Genomic DNA, 19,731 nt, shown 5'->3' with positions numbered 1-19,731 from the left:
GGACGCCGTAAAGGAGTTGGTGCTGCTGTGCTGGTCCTGCTGGCCGCACACGCGGGGGTCGCGGCGGCGACCCTCCGGTGGGAACGGCGGCTCGGACGCACGGTGTGGTTCGTGGCAACCACGGTGCCGCTGGCGACGGTGATCTGGGCCGGCACGCGGGCGTCGCGCGTCCTGGGCGGCGGCGAGTACCGGGAGTCCCTGGCGTGGGCTCCGTCGCTCGGGCTCACGGTCGATCTGCGCGTGGACGCTCTCTCCCTCCTGATGCTGTGGGTCGTCGCCGGTGTCGGAGCCCTGGTCCTGCTGTACTGCAGGTACTACGTCGAGCGGGACGCCGGCCGCGTGGCCGCCCTGCTCCTGGCGTTCGCGGGGGCGATGACCGGGCTGGTGCTGGCGGACAACCTCTTCGTGCTCTACGTCTTCTGGGAACTGACCACGGTCGCCTCCTACCTGCTCATCGCCGGGCGCGGTGAGACGCGGCAGCACCGGCGCGCCGCCCGGCAGGCCCTCTTGGTGACCGCGGCCGGCGGTCTGGTGATGCTGCTCGGTTTCGTCGTGCTCGGTCAGGCGGCCGGCACCTACAGCGTCTCGGCGATTCTGGCCGCCCCTCCCGGGGCGGCACGGTGTCGGTCGCGGTCGTGCTCATCCTGGTCGGGGCGTTCGCCAAGTCCGCGCAGATGCCGCTGCACGGCTGGCTGCCCGCCGCGATGGTGGCGCCCACGCCGGTGAGCGCGTACCTGCACGCGGCTGCGATGGTCAAGGCGGGTGTCTACCTGGTGGCCCGGCTGGCCCCCGCCCTGGCCGAGGCGGCCCCCTGGCGGCCCATGGTGCTCGGGGTGGGCCTGACCACGATGGTGCTGGCGGCCTGGCGGGCACTGCGTGTGAGCGACCTGAAGCTGCTGCTGGCCTACGGCACGATCAGCGAACTGGGCCTGCTGATCGCTCTGATGGGGGCCGGAACGCGGACCGCGGCGCTGGCCGGCGTGGTGATGCTGCTGGCGCACGCGGCGTTCAAGGCGGCGCTGTTCCTGTCCGTCGGCATCGTCGACAAGGAGGCCGGGACACGGGACATGCGGGAGCTCTCGGGACTCGGGCGGCGCCTGCCCGTGCTGTTCGGCGTGACCGCGCTGGCCGCCGCCTCGATGGCCGGTCTGCCCCCGCTCGTCGGCTACCTGGGCAAGGAAGCCGCCCTGGAGGCGTTTGTGCACGGCACCGAGCTGGGCAACCACGACCAGTTGACGGTGATGGTCGTGCTCGGATCGGCCCTGACGGTGGCGTACGCGGCCCGGTTCCTGTATGGCGCCTTCGGCGGACGGCCCGGAGAGACGGCGGAGCGGGCGCGGCGCCCGCAGACGGGGTTCCTCGCACCGGTGGCCGCGCTGTCGGGGGCGGGCCTGGTCCTCGGTGTGGGATATGCGGGCACGGCGGCCGTCGCGACCGCATACGCCGACAGCTATCCGCCAGGGCCGCACGGCCCGTACGGACTGTCCCTGTGGCACGGTTTCACGCCGGTGCTCGGCCTGTCGGCACTCTCCCTGGTTCTGGGCTGCCTGTTCTACGCCGCCCGGCGGCGTAGAAGGGCGGGGACGGGTGTGCCGCGTCTGCCGGACGTGCAGCGTGCGTACGACCGTGCGGTCGCGGGCGTGGACCGGCTGGCGGTGACGGTGACCCGGCACACGCAGGTCGGCTCGCTGCCCGTGTACCTGACCGTGCTGCTCGTGACCGTGGTCGTGGTGCCCGGCGTGGCTCTGCTGACCACGGCCCCCTCGCTGGGGTCCCCACCTCTTTGGCGGTACCCGTTCGAACCGCTGCTGGGGGTGGTGGTGCTGACGGCCGCCGGGGCGGTCGTGGTCACCCGGTACCGGCTCACCGGCATTCTGCTGGCAGGGGCCGTCGGCTACGGGGTGGCGGGGGTGTTCCTGGTGCGGGGAGCACCGGACCTGGCGCTCACTCAGTTCCTGGTGGAGACCATGACGCTGATCGTGGTGGTGCTGGTGCTGCGCCGGATGCCGGCCCGGTTCGGTCCCGGCCGGACCACCGCACGCGTGCGTCTGCTGCGGGCCGTGGTGGCGGGTGCGGTCGGCCTCTTCGTCACCGTCCTCGCCCTGGCGACGTCGAACGCGCGCACGGCCCCGGCGGTCTCCTCGGGATATGTGCGCCGGGTGGCGGAGACGGGTGCCCACAATGTCGTCAACGCGATTCTCGTCGACTTCCGTGCGCTGGACACGCTGGGCGAGATCTCGGTGCTGCTGGTGGCGGCGATCGGGGTGGTCAGTCTGGTCCGGTTCCACGGGCGGGACAGGCAGCAGGCTCGCGGCGGGACTCCGCCGGGCACGGTCCCGACGGCGCGCTGGGACGAGCCCCGGCAGACGTGGCTGCCGGGCGCCCCTGAGCTGCCCGGCGGGGAGCGCTCGGTCCTGCTGGAGGTGGCCACCCGGCTGCTGTTCCCCTCGATCCTGACGCTGTCGCTTTTCGTGCTGTTCTCCGGGCACTACCGCCCCGGCGGTGGGTTCGCCGGCGGCCTGGTCGCGGGGCAGGCGTTCGTCCTGCGCTTTCTGGTGGGCGGACGGGCCGACCTCGGCGCGGCCCTGCGCGTGCCGGCGGGCGCGGTCGCGGGCACGGGCCTGCTGATCGCGGCAGGTGTCGGGCTGTTCCCGTCGGCGCTCGGCGGTGCTCCGCTGGCGAGCACGGTGGTGGCGTGGCACCCCCCGGTACTCGGCACGGTGGAGTTCGCGACCAGCCTGTTCTTCGACGTCGGCGTCTACCTGCTCGTCATCGGCGTCACGCTCAAGCTCTTGTCGGCGGAGAGCGTCTCGCCCGTTCGCACCACCACCGCCCCGGCGGGCCACGAGCAGGGAGGTTCGCCCCGGTGAACGGCGCGGTGGACACCACGGTCGGGACCCTCGACGTGACCATGGCCATCGTGGTCGGCGGCCTGTTCACCGCGGGCTTCTACCTCATGCTGCAGCGGTCGTTGATGCGGATCGTCCTCGGCTTCCTCCTTCTGGGCCACGGCACCAACCTGCTGCTGCTGGTGGCCGGGGGGACGCCCGGGCGAGCGCCGGTGGTGGAGGGGAAGACGGCGGACCCGGCGGAACTCGCCGATCCGCTGCCGCAGGCCATGGCACTGACGTCGATCGTGATCACGTTCGGCCTCACAGCCTTCCTGGTGGCCCTGGCCTACCGTTCCTGGCGGCTGTCCGGACATGACGAGGTGTACGACGACGTGGAGGACCGGCGCATAGGAACGGCCCGAGAGCACACCGAGACCATCGCCGACCGTGCAGGCGGGGGGACCACCGCCGACCGTGAACACGCGGAGACCGGCGCCGACCGGAAGCGCGCCGGGACAGACGCCGGCCGCCGGGGCGACGGTGACGGCGGCATCGCACCGGGGGGAGTCCGATGACCGGGTTTCTGCTCGCCGTGCCAGTGCTGCTGCCGGCTCTCGGCGCCGGCGTGGCCCTGCTGCGCCCGCCCCGCCCCGTGGTTCGCGGACTCAGTGCGTTGGTGCTGGTGAGTGTCCTGGCCGATGCGGCGGCCCTGCTCGTACTCGCCGACACGCGTGGACCGCAGGCCCTGCACGTCGGCGGTTGGCCCGCGCCCCTGGGCATCACGCTCGTGGCCGACCGGCTGTCGGCCCTGCTGCTCACCGTGTCGGTGCTGGTCGCGCTGGCCGTGCTGGTCTTCGCCATCGGCCAGGGCACCGCGGAGCGGCGCCGACGGTCGGCGCAGGTCTTCCACCCCGCCTACCTGCTGCTCGTCAGCGGTGTGAGCCTGGCCTTCCTCACCGGCGACCTGTTCAACCTCTTCGTCGCCTTCGAGGTGATGCTCGCCGCCAGTTACGTCCTGATCACCCTGGACGCCGACGAGGTCCGCACCCGCGCCGGCATGACGTACACGATCGTCAGCCTGACCTCGTCCCTGCTGTTCATCACCCTGGTCGCCCTGGTGTACGCGGCCACCGGCACGGTCACCCTGGCCCAACTCGGCCCACGGCTCGCCGAGTTGCCCGACGGCCTGCGCGGCACGCTCAGCCTGCTGCTGCTGGCCGTGCTGGGCATCAAGGCGGCGATCGTGCCGCTGCACTTCTGGCTGCCCGACAGCTACCCCACCGCTCCGGCGCCGATCACCGCCGTGTTCGCCGCGCTGCTGACGAAGGTCGCCGTGTACGCCCTGCTGCGCACCCAGACGCTGCTCTTTCCCCGCAGCGGTGTGTGGACGGTCCTGGCGTGCGCGGCGATCCTCACCATGGTCGTGGGCATCCTCGGCGCCATCGCCCAGGACGACATCAACCGGATGCTCGCCTTCACGCTGGTCAGCCACATCGGTTTCATGCTGTTCGGACTGGCGCTTTTCGACATCCGAGGACTGACCGGCACCATCCTCTACGTCATCCACCACATCGTCGTCCAGGCCGCTCTGTTCCTCGCCGCGGGGCTCGCCGTGCGCCGCACCGGGACGGCGGCGCTGCACCGCATGGCCCAGGGGCAGCCCTCGGGCACGCTGCTCGCCACGCTGTTCGCCGTCCCGGCGCTGAGCCTGTCCGGGATCCCGCCGTTCTCCGGCTTCGTGGCCAAGCTCGCTCTGCTTCGGGCCGCAGTCGCGCAGGGCGGGCCGACGGCGTACGCCCTCGCCGGTACCGCTCTGCTCACCAGCCTGCTGACCCTCTACGCCATGACCCGGGTGTGGACGTCGGCCTTCCGGGGACAGCGGCACCCTGTCCCCGGTGAGGCGGCGGGTCCCGAGCCATCGCTCCTGGGAGCAGCCCGCCCCTCGCCGCGGCGCCGTGGTGGACCGCCCGGGGTTCGGCTGATGATCGCCGCCGCGGCCGGCATGGCGGCGACCGGGGTCGCGGTCGCCGCCTGCGCGGGTCCCCTCGTCGGCCTGAGCGAACGAGCCGCGGAGGGCCTGCTCGACCCGCAGCCGTACCGGTCCGTCGTTCTGTCCGAGGAGGACCGTTGATCCGTCGGGGCATGCGCCATCTGCCGATGATCGTCTGGCTGTGGCTGCTGTGGGTGCTGCTGTGGGGCTCCGCCAGTCGGGTGGTGCTCCTCGGAGGTCTGCTGGTCGCCACCGTCGTCGTCGCGGCCTTCTCCCTGCCGCCGGTACTGACGGGGACGGTGCCCCGTCCGCTGCGCGTCGCACGACTGCTGGTCCACCTGATGGCGGACCTCGTCAAGTCCGGGACCATCGTCGCCTGGCAGGTCCTCCGGCACGGCGGCAAGACGTCCACCGCGATCGTCGAAGTCCCGCTGAGCGTCGACAGCGACCTGCTGATCACGGCCGTGGCCGAAGTCTCGACCATGACCCCCGGCACGCTGGTCGCCGAGATCGACCGGCGTCGACGACGCCTGTACGTCCACGCCCTTCCCGTCCGCGACCAGCGCGACATCGACCGGCGCAAGAGCGAGGTGCGGGCGGTGGAGCGCAGGGTCGTGCGAGCGGTCGGCCGCGGTCGCACCGCGAGGAACAGATCGGTACCGGGCCGCCCGGAGGACACGTGACGCCTGACGGCACCTGGCGACACGTCAGGGAAGGAACCCGATCGGCCGACCGGGAGCCCCGTCTGGCGCACCCTGCTGCTCCAGCCGACACCGCGGAGAACTCACCCACCCGATGGAGAGGCACGCAACCATGACCGTCCTGTACGACGCCACCCTGGCTGTGGTGGCAGCGGCCGGCCTGCTCACGCTGGTACGCCTTCTGCGCGGCCCGCGCACGCTCGACCGCATCCTGGCGCTGGACGTCCTCGTGACGATGGTCATCGCCGGGACCGCCGTGGCGATGGCACTGCGGGAGGACACCACGGCCCTGCCCGTGCTCGTCGTCCTTGCTCTCCTGGCGTTCACCGGGACGGTGACGGCGGCCCATCTGGTCGAGAAACGAGAAGGCATGCGATGACCGCCGTACGTGACGTGATCACCGCCGTCCTGTTGCCGACCGGCGCTCTCTTCTGTCTGCTCGGCGCCGCGGGTCTGCTCCGCTTCCCGGACATCGGCAGCCGTCTGCACGCGGCTGCCAAGGCCCAGACCCTCGGACTGCTGCTCATCCTCGTGGGAGCGGCCGTACAGCTGCCCCTGCGTCATGCCCCGGTGCTCCTGCTCGTCGCCCTGTTCCAGATGCTCACCGCCCCTGTCACCAGCCAGGTCATCGGGCGCAGCGCCTATCGCACCGATGCCCTCGACCACCGCCTGCTGCTGCGCGACGAACTCGCCGACCGCCTCGCGCAGGACGGCACGCCCGTGGACGCTTCGGACGGTTCACCACCGCGAGACGACGCGGACCGGTGACCACACGCGAAGAGACGAGCCGCGGAGCGGAGTGCCGGGAAGCCACGGGAGCCGACGGTCACGGCCTGCCGACGGGCGCGGACGGGCCTGAGCCCTCAGCTCTCGTCGGCCTCCGGCGGACCCGCGCCCCCCACCGAGCATCGAGGCGAGCGCGGCGGGCACTCAGGACAGGAGCCGCGGTGGTCCGGTGGCGGGCGTGCCTGGCCTGTCTGCCACTGGACCACCGGCGGCCACACACATCAGGAGTGGAACACGAAAGGACCGTATCGACATGACAGCGGACAACATCCCCATCTTGAAGAAGATCAGTGAGACCGATCAGAAGGTCGCTTCCGCCGACGAGGACGTCCGCGGACGGAAAGTCGTCAACCGGACGGGAGATGAGCTGGGGAAGGTCGGTGACCTGCTCATCGACCAGGAGGAGAACAAGGTCAGGTTCCTCCTGGTCGAGCATGGCGGGTTCCTCGGCATCGGCGAGAAGAAAACGTTCATTCCCGTTGACGCCGTCACCCAGGTCACTGACGAGGAGGTCCAGATCGACCGGTCCCGCGAGCAGGTCGAACAAGCCCCCGAGTACGACCCCCATCTCGTGGAGGAGTCGAACTATTACGGCCGCGTCTACGATCACTACGGCTATGCGCCGTTCTGGGGCACCGGCTATGTCTACCCCGGTTACCCGCCGCTCCACCGGACTTGGTGAGGCCGAGTGTGGGGGCCGGATTCGCCGAGCTGGTCCCCAGGCAGTGACTGATTGCCTGAGGTGACCAGCCGCACCGACCGGGCAGATTCCTGCCCGCTCTCCGGCGCGCACCCGGGGGCGGCGACGCGGAGGCGTCCCGCTCGCCGCCCCCGGGCGGGCGCGTCGCCCGGACCGCCCGGCGCTCGCGCTGGTCGGCGACGCCGCGATGCCGCTGAAAGGCCTGATGGAGATGGGCACCGCCACGTACTGGCCCGAATGGTCCGACCCGCTACTGATCGTGGCCGCGCTGCACGACCGAGGCTCCATGGTCAGGCAGGCTTCAAGGCCAGGGTGCAGGAGACGCTGCCCGGCCCCGCACCGTGGCGACCGGCCCGGAGCGGCATCCGTCCGGTGCCGGACGGGATGTCAGTGCTTCTGGGGGTGGTTGCCGGGCTCCGGCTCCTCCAGGTACTCCGGGCAGTCGGGGTTGCGACAGGGCTCCGGGCCCCACACGGGCACGAAGACTCCCAGGGTCTTGTGCCGTCTCTTGACGGTCATGTTCAGAGGCCGCTTGCAGACCGGGCACACAAGCGCCCCCTGAGGGCCGGTCTCATGCTCGCGTTTGGTCATTCTCCAACGATAGGTCGCCTGCTCGGAGAAGGGGGCGGGGACAGGCACGTGCTCAGTCATCGTTCGCGCGATCGGAGCGTTCCTCAGCGGCGGGGGGCGGCTGGGGCGGGACGGGTCGCCGCAGACTGAGGACGACGGACGCGGCCAGAACAACGACGATGACCGCGAGACTGATCTGCGAGGGAATTTCCGGGATGCTGGTGCTGATGGTCTTGTGGGCCGCCTGGAAGACCAGCTTGACGCCGATGAAGCCGAGGATGACCGCCAGGCCCATGTTCAGGTAGTGGAAGCGGTCCAGCAGGCCCGAGAGCAGGAAGTACAAGGCGCGCAGGCCCAGAATGGCGAACGCGTTGCTGGTGTAGACGATGAAGAGGTCGTCGCTGACGGCGAGCACGGCGGGGACGCTGTCGACGGCGAAGACCAGGTCGGCCGCCTCGACCGCGGCGATCACCGCGAGAAGCGGGGTGGCGACGCGCTTGCCGGCTTCCTTGACGAAGAACTTCGTCCCCGCGTACTCGTCACGAACCGGGATGGCCTTGCGGAGCAGGCGCAGGGCGAAGCTCTTCCCGGGATCGAAGCCCTCCTCGTCACCTTTGAGGAGCTTGTAGGTGCTGTAGAAGAGAACTGCCGCGAAGGCGAACAGGACGGCGGTGAAGCGGCTGACCACGGCGACGCCGAGGGTGAGGAAGATCCCGCGAAAGACCAGGGCGCCCATCACACCGAAGAACAGCACGCGGTGCTGGTAGGCGCGAGGTACCCTGAAGTAGGCGAAGATCACGGCGAAGACGAAGAGGTTGTCCACCGACAGGCTCTTCTCCAGCAGCCACGCAGTGGTGTATTCGGTGCCGGCCGTCGGGCCGAGGACGACGAAGACGACCGCGCCGAAGAGCAGAGCGAGTCCCACCCACAGTGCGCTCCAGGCGGCAGCCTCCTTGAAACCGATGACGTGTGCGGCACGGTGGGCCAGCAGGTCCACCGCCAGCGACACCACCACCGTCGCGGCGAACGCCACCCACAACCAGAGCGGGACCTCCAGCACGCCGGGCCACCCTCTCCGGCCCACACCGCCGCAGGCCCTCAGTACAGGAGTCTCCGGCATCTCACCGCGCTGGGCGACCCCAGGGGGCGGAGGTGAGCCACCCCCGGCGAGGCCCGCCGCTTCACACCCCGGCGAGGTGCGTCCCGCCGCCGAGCTCCCCCGGGGGGTCAGGGTCAGCGACGTATGGCCTCCCCAACGACGTGTTTGCGTGGCGTACGGCCCCGGCGACATGATGGCGCGGGCAGTTCAGCGGGGCGCTGTCCGCAAGATGTTGTGCACGTTCTTCGGCTTGATTCCGCTCGTGGTGGTGACCGCCTGTATGGGTCCCTCGTGGTCGGAGACGGACTGCCAGGAGAAGATCGCCATCGCGGGTGAGGCGGCGCGCTCCTCCCCGTGCAGACCGCCGAGCTCGTGGCGGAAGCGGTCGACGAGAGCCAGGCCTCCGGCTCCTATGCCGCCCGAGCCTTGTCCGACGCGGAGACGTCGCTCTCCTCCGCTGCCACCCGGGTCGGTTGGGTGCAGCCTCCGACCACGAAGAGCACCGCGCTCCGTCGCCCTGGACATCATCCGGCGCGACAACGGCACGCTCACCGTCCGAGTGCCCGACGGCGATTCCCTCGCCTCGTCCCACCCGGCCGGTACATGGCCGTCGCCGTCGACACACGAGGTGTTCCGTCACGTGCCGTCTGGATCCACGTGCGCGGGTGAGACGTCGTACTCACCGCGACCGCCGACGGACGCTCGAAGGACATCGGTGCGATACGCGTCAGGGACGCCTCCCGCGTCATCCACGACCGCGTTCGCCTGCCGCGGTGGTGCGGAGCCCCGTCGCCTCGCCGGAGTCCGCCGTCGTCCTCGCGCGCCGCAGGCCGGGCCGTCGCGGAACGGTGAGCTGTTCAGGAGATGGTGACCGGCTCGGGTTCTCCGGCAGGAGTGTCGGTGATGCCCAGGTGCAGATGCTCGATGTGGTAGAGGGCCTGGTCGAGCAGTCCGGCGACGTGGTCGTCATGGAGGGCGTAGACGACGGAGCGACCCCGGCGGGTGCCGGTGACCAGGCCGAGGTTGCGCAGCACGCGCAGCTGGTGGGAGCAGGCTGACTGCTCCATGCCGACGGCGTCGGCGAGGTCGGTGGCCCCGCAGGGGCCTTCACGCAGTCGGGCCAGGATCAGCAGCCGGGAGGGGGTGGCCAGGGCCTGGAGAGTCTCGGCGACCTTCGGCGCGTTCTCCGGCGTCAGCCGGGTGCGCGCGGTGGCGTAGTCGCTCGCGGGAGGTTTCTGTCCGTGGCCCATGGTGCCATCTTACGGGAATGAACACATGAATAGCTGTTCAGACGTTCCTGTACGGTGGAGGAGTCGGAACCCCTCCCCACCGAAGGCACCCGTCTGATGACTTCCACGCTGACCGCCCCCGCGCCACCCGGGCACCGCGCCGCCGGTTCCCCGCCGCGCCGGCGCACCCGGATCCTGGCGCTGCCCGAGGCCCGCTGGGCGCTGACGGCCCTGGTCCTGTTCCTGGTCGCCCTACCGCTGCACCTCTCCGGTGCCACGGTGTGGGTGTGGGGGCCGCTGTATGCCGCCGTCTACGTCACCGGCGGCTGGGAGCCGGGCTGGGAGGGCCTGAAGGCCCTGAAGGACAGGACTCTGGACGTGGATCTGCTGATGGTGGTCGCCGCGCTCGGCGCCGCCGCCATCGGCCAGGTCCTGGACGGCGCGCTGCTGATCGTCATCTTCGCCACCTCGGGCGCGCTGGAGGCGGTGGCCACCGCCCGCACCGCGGACTCGGTGCGCGGCCTGCTCGACCTGGCTCCCTCCACCACGACCCGGCTGCAGCCCGACGGCAGCGAGGAGAGTGTGCCGGCCGAACAGCTGGCGGTCGGCGACCTGATCCTGGTCAGGCCTGGTGAACGAGTCGGCGCGGACGGTCGGGTCATGGCCGGTCAGAGCGAGGTGGACCAGGCCACCATCACCGGAGAGCCGCTTCCGGTGGCGAAGGCGGCGGGTGACGAGGTGTTCGCCGGCACGGTCAACGGCACCGGTGTCCTGCGGGTGCGGGTGGAGCGGGACCCGTCGGACTCGGTGATCGCCCGGATCGTGAAGATGGTCGAGGAAGCGTCCGAGACCAAGGCGCCGACCCAGCTGTTCATCGAGAAGATCGAGCAGCGCTACTCGGTCGGCATGGTCGCCGCCACCCTGGCGGTCTTCGCGGTCCCGCTGCTCTTCGGCGACGACCTGCGGTCGGCACTGCTGCGCGCGATGACCTTCATGATCGTGGCGTCCCCGTGCGCGGTGGTGCTGTCCACGATGCCGCCGCTGCTGTCGGCCATCGCCAACGCCGGACGCCACGGCGTGCTCGCCAAGTCCGCCGTCGCCATGGAACGCCTCGGCCAGATCGACACCGTCGCCCTGGACAAGACCGGCACCCTCACCGAGGGCACACCCCGCGTCACCGACATCCGCCCACTGACCGGCAGCGACCTGAGCGAGGACGGGTTGCTGGCCCTGGCGGCAGCCGCCGAGCACCCCAGCGAACACCCGCTGGCCCGCGCCGTCGTCGATGCCGCCCGCGAACGCCACCTCACTCTCGCCGACGCGGACGACTTCACCTCCGCACCGGGCCGGGGCGTCACCGCCACCGTCGCCGGCCGCACCATCCAGGTCGGCGCCCCGGCCCGCCTCCTGACGGCCCACACGGGCCGGGTCCACAGCGTCGTCCAGGAGTTGGAGGACGCCGGGCGCACCACCGTGGTGGTCCTCCTCGACGGGGAACCGGCCGGGGTGCTGGGCCTCACCGACCGGCTGCGACCCGACGCCGCCGCCACCATCGCCGCGCTCACCACCCTGACCGGCCGCCCCCGACCCTGCTGACCGGTGACAACGAACGCGCCGCGCGGCATCTGGCCGCCGAGATCGGCATCACCGACATCCGCGCCGGACTGCTGCCCGAGGACAAGGTGGCCGCCGTCCGCGCCTGGGAACGGGAGGGCCGCAAGGTCCTGGTCGTCGGTGACGGCGTGAACGACGCTCCGGCCCTGGCAGCCGCGCACACCGGCATCGCCATGGGCAAGGCGGGCTCCGACCTCGCGCTGGAGACCGCCGACGCCGTCGTGGTACGCGATGAACTCGCCACCATCCCCACCGTCGTACGGCTGTCCCGGACAGCTCGGCGCCTGGTGATCCAGAATCTCGTCATCGCCGGGGCGTTCATCGCCGTACTGGTCGCCTGGGACCTGATCGGTACGCTGCCGCTGCCGCTCGGCGTCGCCGGACACGAGGGCTCCACCGTCATCGTCGGCCTCAACGGCCTGCGTCTGCTGCGCGAGGCCGCCTGGACCGGCCCCGGGAAGGACACCGTGTGAGCAAGCGCTCCCGCCGTACTGCCGCTGCCGCCTCCGCCCCGTCCGCCGGGGCGGCGCGCTGCACTGTCACCGTGTGCCGCGGATGCTGCTGCGGCACGCCGAAGATCCCCGGCTTCGACCACGCGGCCCAGCTGCGCGACCTGCGCCGGGGCCTCGACGGCACCGCCACCGTCCGCGTCACCGACTGCCTCGACGCCTGCGAGCACGCCAACGTCGTCGTCGTGCAGCCCTCGCCCTCCGGCCGCGCGGCAGGCGGCCGGCCCGTGTGGCTCGGCCTGGTCAACGACCTTGACGCCACCGCCGACATCACCGACTGGATCGAACAGGGCGGGCCGGGTCTCGCCGACCCGCCCGGTGTACTCGACCTGTACGGCTTCACACCGTCCCGGCGGGTGCGGGGCCAGGTGGAGGGCTGACGAATGCCTCCGCACGGCAACCGTCGGACCAGGGCGCCGCTTCGGCGCGCGTGTGGTCGTCGTGGTCGGGCCAGCTGCCAGTGCGGGTCGGGGGTGCCCGGCTTCGGGTAGAGGGCGGGTGACGGGCACGCCGGGGCGCATCACGCCGACGGCCGCCGGGCGGAAAGCCGGGCGGCCGTCGGCGTGTCGTCGCGGGTGCGGCACCTACTCCTGCACGTGCCGGATGGCGTCCAGCACGATGTGCGCCACATGATCGTCGGTCAGGCTGTACCGCGTCTCGCGGGCCTGGCGCCGGGCCGTCACGATCCGGGAGGTACGCAGTACCCTCAGGTGCTGCGAGACCAGCGGCTGGCTCACGCCCAGAGCGGTCACGAGTTCGTGGACGTACTTCCCGCCTGCGGACAGTTCACGCACGATGCCCAGCCTCACGGGTGATGCCAGCGCACGCAGCAGGTCGGTGGCGGCCTGCAGGGTCTGCGGCGGCTCATCTGCGGGAGAAGCGGAAGTCGTCATCGTATGCACACATTAGCATATGACAACGGTTTCCAGTCCAATATCGCCGCAGCACACCTGCCGTGACGCGATCAGCGGCGACCCGTCAGTGATCGTCCCAGTGCCCCTCATGGGCGGCGTGACGGTGACCCTCGTGCAGGAAATCGGTGTGGCCCTCATGCGGCACGGCCACGTGACCACACCCCTCACCATGCTGGTGGTCGTGGTCGCCGTGGGCGTCATGGCCGGCCGGGGCGCACTCGTCGACATGGCCGCCGTGAACCCGGTGGATGTGGCCGTCGTGCGCGTAGTCGGTGTGGTCGCCATGCGGAAAGGCGACGTGGCCGCAGCCCTCACCGTGGGCGTGCTCGTGCCCCTCGTGGATGCGGTGGTCGGTGGCGGTGGTCATGGGGACTCCTTGCGCATTGCTGTGGTCGCCCGCGGATCTCACACGGACAAGGCATTGCGACATTAACATATAGCGATTCATGCATGCATCCGAAGGCCCTCCACCCGCTCCACGCGCGGCCACCACACCCCCTCGCCGCGCCAAGCGTCACCCGAGGGCCACCCGGCCGGACACGCGAGGTCACCGGGAGGGTGTTCGAAGGACCCTACGCACATGTAGGTTATTGATAATGGAAATCGTTTTTCTGTCGGAGGGTCCCGTGACCGCACAGCAGGCCACCATCGGCGAGGTGTTCAGCGCAGGCGCCGAGGAGTTCGACCGCTGGTCGCCGCTGCTGTGGGACCCCGTCGGGCAGGCCACGGCGCAGGTATCGGATCCGAAGCCCGGCGAACGGGTGCTGGACGCCTGCTGTGGAGCCGGAGCGTCCGCGTTGCCCGCTGCCCGCGCGGTCGGCCCCGACGGGCTGGTCGACGCGGTGGACCTGGCCGAGGCCCTCGTGACGCTCGGTGAGCGGCGGGCACGGCAGGAGGGCCTGGCGAACCTGCGGTTCCATCGGCACGACGTGACGGCGTGGGCGGCACCGGAGGGCGGCTACGACCTGGTGCAGTGCGCACTGGGCGTGTTCTTCTTCCCCGACATGGACCGCGATACGGCGAAACTCGCGGCACAGCTGCGGCCAGGCGGTCGGCTCACGGTGACCGTATGGGAGAAGGGGGCGCTCGGCGGCTGGGGCCAGGCGTTCAAAAGCGCCGTCGAGACCGAGCGTGCATGGCCGGGTTCGCCACAGTCGCAGCAACTGGCCCGTATCGACACCGCAGAGGCACTCGCCGCCTGGCTGGAGGGCCTCGGGCTGAAGCGGCCCCGGGTCGTGCGCCGCGATCCTGCCGTGCCGGTGACCCCGACGACCGCCTGGGACCTGGCGGTGGGCAGTGGCACCCGCGCCCTGCTGGCCGGGCTCCCGCCCGCCGCCGTGGAACGCGTCCGTGCGCGCTTCACCACCGCGCTGGAGGAGACGTCGGTGACGGACCTGGACGTCCGGATCCTGGCCGGGACGGCCGTGGTATGACCGCCAGGCCGCATCACACCACCGCCCGGCAGGCCGCTGAGGGCTTCACGGCCGCGGTCTGCCGGGCCGAGGACGGCTGCGGCGCGGCGGACGGCCGCGTCCTCGAAGCGCTGCGTGCCGCGACCCGGCGGACGCCGTCGGGGCTACTGGTCGCCACGGGCTGTCTGGGCCGGCATCTGCGTTGTCCGCACCAGGAGGGCAACCAGGTGCCCCGCGCCGGACACCGAGTCGTCGTCCAGCCGTGCGCCCGGGACCGTACGCCGCTCGGCCCCGCTCTGGCCTTCGGCCCGCTCACGGATCCGGAGCAGGCCGATGCCCTGGCCCACTGGCTGGCGGAGGGACTGGGCCAGGGCCGCCGCCCTCCGCGCCGCCTCCTGGCCGTCCGACCGTCACACCGCCCGCGGCAGTAGTGAGAGGGCGGCCCCCGTACCCTCCCCCCGGTGCCGGCCACAGCTGCACCCCCGGCTTCCTCGCCGAGCGCCGCCGCCGGCAGCCACGCAACGGCACCGGCGGTGGAAACGGCCCCGGCCTGCCCCTGTCAGCGCGGGTCCGGCTCCTGCGGCAGGCCGGGTTCACCCACACCGGTCCTGTGGGCACTACGGGCAACGGTTCTTCCGGTTCCCCACTGCCGGGCCCGGTAGGTGCCCACCAGTCGGCAGACGAGGTAGATCGTGAACGAGCTTCGTCCGCCGGTCCGATCGCGCCGGACCGGCGCCGAGGCCACACCCCGGACGCGCTCGCCGCAGTCCGGGTCCCATCGCCCGGCACGCCGGCCGGTACGCCGAGGCGCTGGAGCGCCGGCACACCGAGGCCCGCCCCGCGGTGGGGAGCAGGCCCTCGGTCTCCGTCCCGCCCGGCACCGCGCCGAGAAGGCCCAGGACACCGAGGAGCGACTGACCTTGTCCTCTCAGGGCGCCCCTGGCACTTCACCTGCCCCAGATCTTCCGGTACCCGTCCCGGTAGCCCGACGGGTCCCAGCTCGTGGCGCCGTCGCTGTTGTCGGCCGTACTGATGTGGACGGGGGCCACATAGCCGCTGGCGGGGCGGCCGGAGAACGCCCGGTTGAACTCGTCGACGATCTGCCAGCCCTGCAGGGAGAGCGGCTCGGGGACGGTGGCCGCCTGGTACTGCTCGTTGTTGATGCGCTGGAAGGCGGAGGGGTCGCCGTCTCCGGCACCGATGTTGAAGGGCGGGCCGGAGCCGTCCTTGCCGGCCGCGCGGAGGGCCGGGGCGGCGTCGGCGAAGTACAGGTCGTTGATGGCGACGGAGTGGGTCCACCGGTCCTGGAACCGGGAGAGGAGCGAGGAGACCACGCGGGGGGTGCGGCTGCTGGCGTCGGGGATCGGGATGTTCTCGTACGACAGGAGGTTCACGCCCGAGCAGGTGGCGAGTTCCTCTCTGATCAGGTCGGACTTGTGCTTGGCAAAGGGGATCGAGGCGTCGGTGAGGACCACGACGCCGGCGTTGCCCTGGGAGGTGGAGATGACCCATTGGGCGCTGATCCTGGCCACGTCCTCGACCTGGGTGGTGACGTTGGTGAAGAGGGCGGGCCGTCGGCTGGGGCCGGGTGCGGCGACCGCGTGCCAGCCGATGAGCGGGATGCCGGCCGCGTCGGCCCGCGCGAGCTGCTGTGAGGTCGTGTTGGGGTCGAAGCCCCCGATGACGATGCCCGAGGGTCTGAGGGCCACGGCCTCGCTCATCGCCGCCTGGATGCCGGCGGGAGTGCCACCGCCGTCGATCACCCGGACGTTCCAGCCGATGACCCGGGCGGCTTCCCGGACGCCGGCGGCGGCGCCCGCGACTCCGGGGTTGGTCATGGTCTGGGCGACGTAGACGATGGTTTCGCCGGTCACGGCCCTGGGGCCGGTGGTCGGTCCGTTCCAGGGGATGTCGGTGCGCTCGGCCCGGCTGACGGCGGCCCTGGCCTCGGCGTGGACCGCGGGGCAGCCGCTCGGGCCGGAGGCGGATTCCGCCGGGTCACCCGATGATCCGCGTTCGCAGCCGGCGAGCAGGACGGCGGTCGCGGCGAGCAGGGCGGTTGCCGCGCTTCGGGTTCTGGGGGCGGCGGGGCAGGCCTTGCGGGTGTGCTGCACGAAAGACTCCTCGCGGAGGGACGAGCGGGAGAACGCGGCCGGGCCCGGCGGTGACGGCTCGCTCATGGTGTGCTGTCCGTCGTGCCGTCGCCCGGCGGCGGGGCGGACGGCGGCTCCGGCCCGGCGGGGGGCGCGTCGCGGGCCGCGAAGGCGCCGGTGCGCATGCGGCGGCGGGCGGCGTATCCGGCGAGGCCGACGGCGAGGAGCAGGGTGCCGCCGTGGAACAGCGGGACCGTCCAGAAGTCGGCGCCCATCTGGGCGATGCCGGTGAGGCCGACGGCGAGGACGGCGACGGCGACGAGGGTGCCCAGGGCGTTGGGGCGGCCGGGCTTGATCGCGGTGGAGCCGAGGAGGGCCCCGACGAAGGCGGGCAGCAGATAGTCGAGGCCGACGCTCGGGTTGCCGATCTGCTGCTGGGCGGCGAGCAGCACTCCGGCGAGGCCGACGATCAGGCCGGACGCGGCGAAGGCGCACACGGTGTACCTGCGGACCGGGATGCCGACGAGGTCGGCGGCGCGCGGGTTCGACCCGACGACGTACAGATACCGGCCGATCGGGAGCCGCTCCAGCACCAGCCAGAGGACGACCGCGAGTGCCAGCACGTAGAAGGCGGGGACCGGGAGGCCGAGGAACGTGGAGGTGTAGAGGTCGGTGAAGGCGGGCGGGAGGCCCTGCGGGCCCGGGACGATCCGGCCGCCGTCGGTGATCCAGCCGGTGACGGCCAACATCATGCTGCCGGTGCCGAGCGTGGCGATGAAGGAGTCGATGCGGCCGAACTCGACGATGACCCCGTTGAGGACGCCCACGGCCAGTCCTCCGGCGAGCACCGCGAGGCAGGCAAGCGGCCAGGACCACCCGGCGTCGACGACGAGGTACAGCACCATGACGTGCGCCAGGCCGAGGCCGTAGCCGATGGAGAGGTCGAACGCACCGGTCACGATGGGGACCATGGCGGCGAGCGCGAGGACGGCCGGGATCGACTGGGTGGAGAGGATCGAGTCGACGGTGTCGAGGGTGGGGAAGGTGCGCGGCAGGGCGAGGGAGAAGACCAGAACGAGCAGGGCGGTGAGGGCCAGGAGGCCGTAGGCGCCAATGAAGTGCCCGCCCTGGCCACCCCGTGGGTGGAGCCGGCGCGGGCGCGGGCGTGGTGCGGGCGGGGAGGGCCGGGCGGTCACGGGGTCGTCGCGGTTCCGGCCGGGGGCATGGCCGAAGCCGCCCGGGTGAGTCCCGCGACCGTGAGGGCTGGACCGCTCAGTTCCGCGGTCACGGAGCCGCGCACGAGGACCAGGGCGCGACCGCACACCGCCGCGACCTCCTCGAAGTCGGTGGAGATGAGGACGACCGCGAGACCTCCGGCCAACGCCTCGTCGAGCAGGCGGTGGATGGCCGCCTTGGCTCCGACGTCGACGCTCGCGGTCGGTTCCTCCAGGATCAGCAGCCGCAGGCCGGTCCGGAGCCAGCGGCCGAGCATGACCTTCTGCTGGTTGCCGCCGGACAGGGTGGCGATGGCGGCCTCGCTGTCGCGGGGCCGCACCGAGAACCGTTCGATCAGGTCGGCGGCCTCGGCGCGTTCGCGGCGGGGGCTGATCCAGCGCGGCGCCGGCCCGTCGCCGGCACGGGGGTTGGCCAGGAGGTTCTCCCGTACGGTCAGCTCGGCGAGGCAGCTCTCGCGCTGCCGGTCGCCGGGTACGAAGGCGACACCGCGTCCGACGGCGTCGGTGACCGTACGGGGGTGGTACGGACTGCCGTCGAGCAGCATCCGGCCGCCGAGGAGGGGCAGGGAACCGGCGAGGGCGCGGCCGAGGTCCCCGTGTCCGGCGCCGGAGAGGCCGACCAGGCCGAGGGCTTCCCCCGCTCTCAGCGCCAGGTCTACGGGTCCCGCGCCGGCGGTCCGGACGCCGTCGAGGGTCAGGACCGCCGCCCCGCCGGGCGGTGGCGGGGCGGGGCGGTGGACGGCCGGTTCCTCGCCGGTGATGTCACGCACCAGGCGGACGGGGCTGTGCCCCCTCGTCGAGCCCTGGCTGACGAGGTGGCCGTCGCGCAGGACGGCGAAGGTGTCGGCGACCTCGTACACCTCGTCGAGGCGGTGGCTGACGTAGAGGATGCCGTGGCCCCGGTCGCGCAGGGCGTGCAGGACGCGGAACAGCCGGGCGCAGTCGGCGGCGGGGAGCCGGGCGGTCGGTTCGTCGAGGACGATGAGCTTGGCGCGTGCCGCCAGGGCGCGGGCGAGGGCGACCAGGGACCGCTCGGCGGGGGCGAGGTGGGCGATCGGCGCGTCGGGATCGAGCGGGACTCCGACGGTTTCCAGGGCCTCGGTGCAGCGTTCGCGGGTGTGCCGCCAGGAGATCAGTCCGGCACGGCGCGCGTACCCGGTACTCAGGGCGATGTTCTCGGCGACCGTCATCCACTCCACGAGCCCGAGGTCCTGGTGGATGAAGGACATGCGCCGGGATGCGGCGTGGTCGGCGAGCGGGTGCCCGTCCACCGTGATGTGGCCCGAGTCGGCGTGGTGGACGCCGGCGAGGATCTTGATGAGCGTGGACTTCCCGGCTCCGTTGGGGCCGAGGAGCGCGAGAACGCTGCCCGCGTGGACGTCGAGGTCGACTCCGGCCAGGGCGCGGGTGCCGCCGAACCGCTTGGTGAGCCCGCGGACACGGACCAGCGGTTCCGCCCCGCTGGGCGGCACCGCCTGCTCCGAGGTGTCGTGAGCGTCGTGCACGGACGGCTCCGGGGATCGGCCTGGCAAGTGCTTCCCGACTTGCCTCAGCGATACTAGCCGTACATATTGCATCATTTACGGCATTTCGCCGCCCTCTGTGAGCCCGACGGTCCGGCGGCACGCCCGGGCCGCCGGTCGCGTCAGCCACCGTCGAGGCCGCATTCGGCCCAGATGACCTTGCCCTCCGGGGTGTAGCGCGTGCCCCAGCTCTGGGACAGCTGCGCGACGAGGAAGAGGCCCCGGCCGCCCTCGTCGGTGGTGGCCGCCCGGCGCAGGTGCGGGGCGGTGTTGCTGGTGTCGGAGACCTCGCAGATCAGGGAGCGGTCGTGGAGCAGCCGTACCCGAATGGGCCCGGCGCCGTGGCGGATGGCGTTGGTGACCAGTTCGCTGAGCATCAGTTCGGCGGCGAACGCGGCCTCGTCGAGCCCCCAGTCGGCCAGCTGCCGCAGGGCGAAGGCGCGGATCTCGCTGACCACGGCCGGGTCGGCGGGCAGCTCCCGGGTGGCGATCCGCCGAGGGTCGAAGGCGTGGGTGCGGGCCACG

Annotated in this window: 21 protein-coding genes and 1 pseudogene; 12 read left to right on the top strand and 10 right to left on the bottom strand. The window is 72.0% G+C overall.

What is annotated here, in order from left to right:
* The first annotated feature begins 27 nt into the window (after positions 1 to 27).
* From WBG99_RS31650 to WBG99_RS31615, 8 genes are all read left to right on the top strand, one after another.
* Positions 28 to 726 (top strand): proton-conducting transporter membrane subunit, encoded by a 699-nt coding sequence (locus WBG99_RS31650; RefSeq protein ID WP_338899622.1) that lies wholly within the window; start codon positions 28 to 30, stop codon positions 724 to 726.
* The gene (gene mbhE, locus WBG99_RS31645; protein ID WP_338899621.1) at positions 621 to 2,870 is read left to right on the top strand and encodes a hydrogen gas-evolving membrane-bound hydrogenase subunit E; all 2,250 of its coding nucleotides are present in this window, start codon (positions 621 to 623) and stop codon (positions 2,868 to 2,870) included. The genes WBG99_RS31650 and mbhE overlap by 106 nt, the downstream gene beginning before the upstream one ends.
* Positions 2,867 to 3,406, top strand: a complete 540-nt coding sequence (locus WBG99_RS31640; RefSeq protein WP_338899620.1) for a Na(+)/H(+) antiporter subunit C — start codon at positions 2,867 to 2,869, stop codon at positions 3,404 to 3,406. Before mbhE ends, WBG99_RS31640 begins: the two co-directional genes overlap by 4 nt.
* Positions 3,403 to 4,962 carry a Na+/H+ antiporter subunit D gene (locus tag WBG99_RS31635; protein WP_338899619.1) on the top strand — a complete coding sequence of 520 codons (1,560 nt, stop codon included), beginning with the start codon at positions 3,403 to 3,405 and terminating at the stop codon, positions 4,960 to 4,962. The genes WBG99_RS31640 and WBG99_RS31635 overlap by 4 nt, the downstream gene beginning before the upstream one ends.
* Positions 4,959 to 5,504, top strand: coding sequence for a Na+/H+ antiporter subunit E (locus WBG99_RS31630; protein WP_338899618.1), 546 nt, complete (start codon positions 4,959 to 4,961; stop codon positions 5,502 to 5,504). The genes WBG99_RS31635 and WBG99_RS31630 overlap by 4 nt, the downstream gene beginning before the upstream one ends.
* Positions 5,505 to 5,634: 130 nt before the next feature.
* Positions 5,635 to 5,901 (top strand): monovalent cation/H+ antiporter complex subunit F, encoded by a 267-nt coding sequence (locus tag WBG99_RS31625; protein ID WP_338899617.1) that lies wholly within the window; start codon positions 5,635 to 5,637, stop codon positions 5,899 to 5,901.
* Positions 5,898 to 6,290, top strand: a complete 393-nt coding sequence (mnhG, locus tag WBG99_RS31620; protein ID WP_338899616.1) for a monovalent cation/H(+) antiporter subunit G — start codon at positions 5,898 to 5,900, stop codon at positions 6,288 to 6,290. Before WBG99_RS31625 ends, mnhG begins: the two co-directional genes overlap by 4 nt.
* A gap of 271 nt (positions 6,291 to 6,561) precedes the next feature.
* Positions 6,562 to 6,990 carry a PRC-barrel domain-containing protein gene (locus WBG99_RS31615; RefSeq protein ID WP_338899615.1) on the top strand — a complete coding sequence of 143 codons (429 nt, stop codon included), beginning with the start codon at positions 6,562 to 6,564 and terminating at the stop codon, positions 6,988 to 6,990.
* Between the two features lie 405 nt (positions 6,991 to 7,395).
* Here WBG99_RS31615 and WBG99_RS31610 read toward each other — a convergent pair whose 3' ends face one another.
* From WBG99_RS31610 to WBG99_RS31595, 4 genes are all read right to left on the bottom strand, one after another.
* Entirely contained in the window at positions 7,396 to 7,527 is a 132-nt protein-coding gene (locus tag WBG99_RS31610; RefSeq protein WP_338899614.1) for a hypothetical protein, read from the bottom strand.
* 124 nt (positions 7,528 to 7,651) lie between these two features.
* Positions 7,652 to 8,638: a TerC family protein gene (locus WBG99_RS31605; RefSeq protein WP_338899613.1), complete on the bottom strand. Its 987-nt coding sequence runs from the start codon at positions 8,636 to 8,638 to the stop codon at positions 7,652 to 7,654.
* A gap of 246 nt (positions 8,639 to 8,884) precedes the next feature.
* Positions 8,885 to 9,229, bottom strand: a complete 345-nt coding sequence (locus WBG99_RS31600; protein ID WP_338899612.1) for a hypothetical protein — start codon at positions 9,227 to 9,229, stop codon at positions 8,885 to 8,887.
* Between the two features lie 305 nt (positions 9,230 to 9,534).
* On the bottom strand, positions 9,535 to 9,927 hold the full coding sequence (locus tag WBG99_RS31595; protein WP_338899611.1) for a metalloregulator ArsR/SmtB family transcription factor: 393 nt from the start codon (positions 9,925 to 9,927) through the stop codon (positions 9,535 to 9,537).
* A gap of 96 nt (positions 9,928 to 10,023) precedes the next feature.
* Between WBG99_RS31595 and WBG99_RS31590 the strand changes: the two are divergent.
* Together WBG99_RS31590 and WBG99_RS31585 are read left to right on the top strand one after the other, a co-directional pair.
* Positions 10,024 to 11,993 (top strand): annotated as a pseudogene (locus WBG99_RS31590) (heavy metal translocating P-type ATPase).
* The gene (locus tag WBG99_RS31585; protein WP_338899609.1) at positions 11,990 to 12,409 is read left to right on the top strand and encodes a (2Fe-2S) ferredoxin domain-containing protein; all 420 of its coding nucleotides are present in this window, start codon (positions 11,990 to 11,992) and stop codon (positions 12,407 to 12,409) included. The pseudogene WBG99_RS31590 and the gene WBG99_RS31585 overlap by 4 nt, the downstream one beginning before the upstream one ends.
* A gap of 204 nt (positions 12,410 to 12,613) precedes the next feature.
* Here WBG99_RS31585 and WBG99_RS31580 read toward each other — a convergent pair whose 3' ends face one another.
* Both WBG99_RS31580 and WBG99_RS31575 read right to left on the bottom strand, forming a co-directional pair.
* Positions 12,614 to 12,922, bottom strand: coding sequence for a metalloregulator ArsR/SmtB family transcription factor (locus WBG99_RS31580; protein WP_338899608.1), 309 nt, complete (start codon positions 12,920 to 12,922; stop codon positions 12,614 to 12,616).
* Positions 12,923 to 13,007: 85 nt separating this feature from the next.
* Positions 13,008 to 13,310 carry a hypothetical protein gene (locus tag WBG99_RS31575; protein ID WP_338899607.1) on the bottom strand — a complete coding sequence of 101 codons (303 nt, stop codon included), beginning with the start codon at positions 13,308 to 13,310 and terminating at the stop codon, positions 13,008 to 13,010.
* A 259-nt stretch (positions 13,311 to 13,569) separates the two neighbouring features.
* Between WBG99_RS31575 and WBG99_RS31570 the strand changes: the two genes are divergently transcribed.
* A complete protein-coding gene (locus WBG99_RS31570) occupies positions 13,570 to 14,376 on the top strand; it encodes a class I SAM-dependent methyltransferase (RefSeq protein ID WP_338899605.1) in 807 nt (268 codons plus the stop codon).
* Entirely contained in the window at positions 14,373 to 14,786 is a 414-nt protein-coding gene (locus tag WBG99_RS31565) for a hypothetical protein (RefSeq protein ID WP_338899604.1), read from the top strand. The genes WBG99_RS31570 and WBG99_RS31565 overlap by 4 nt, the downstream gene beginning before the upstream one ends.
* Positions 14,787 to 15,302: 516 nt before the next feature.
* Here the strand turns inward: WBG99_RS31565 and WBG99_RS31560 are convergent.
* The 4 genes from WBG99_RS31560 to WBG99_RS31545 form a co-directional block, all read right to left on the bottom strand.
* Entirely contained in the window at positions 15,303 to 16,535 is a 1,233-nt protein-coding gene (locus tag WBG99_RS31560; RefSeq protein ID WP_338899603.1) for a substrate-binding domain-containing protein, read from the bottom strand.
* Entirely contained in the window at positions 16,532 to 17,644 is a 1,113-nt protein-coding gene (locus WBG99_RS31555; protein ID WP_338899602.1) for an ABC transporter permease, read from the bottom strand. The genes WBG99_RS31560 and WBG99_RS31555 overlap by 4 nt, the downstream gene beginning before the upstream one ends.
* Positions 17,641 to 19,188: a sugar ABC transporter ATP-binding protein gene (locus tag WBG99_RS31550; protein WP_338899600.1), complete on the bottom strand. Its 1,548-nt coding sequence runs from the start codon at positions 19,186 to 19,188 to the stop codon at positions 17,641 to 17,643. Before WBG99_RS31550 ends, WBG99_RS31555 begins: the two co-directional genes overlap by 4 nt.
* Before the next feature lie 140 nt (positions 19,189 to 19,328).
* Complete coding sequence (locus tag WBG99_RS31545; protein ID WP_338900545.1) at positions 19,329 to 19,664, bottom strand: ATP-binding protein; 336 nt, start codon at positions 19,662 to 19,664, stop codon at positions 19,329 to 19,331.
* Positions 19,665 to 19,731: the final 67 nt, after the last annotated feature.

It is taken from the genome of Streptomyces sp. TG1A-60 (assembly GCF_037201975.1).
Lineage (GTDB): Bacteria > Actinomycetota > Actinomycetes > Streptomycetales > Streptomycetaceae > Streptomyces.
The sequence above is the reverse complement of the archived record's forward strand: the minus strand, read 5'-3'. Positions and strand labels throughout refer to the sequence as shown.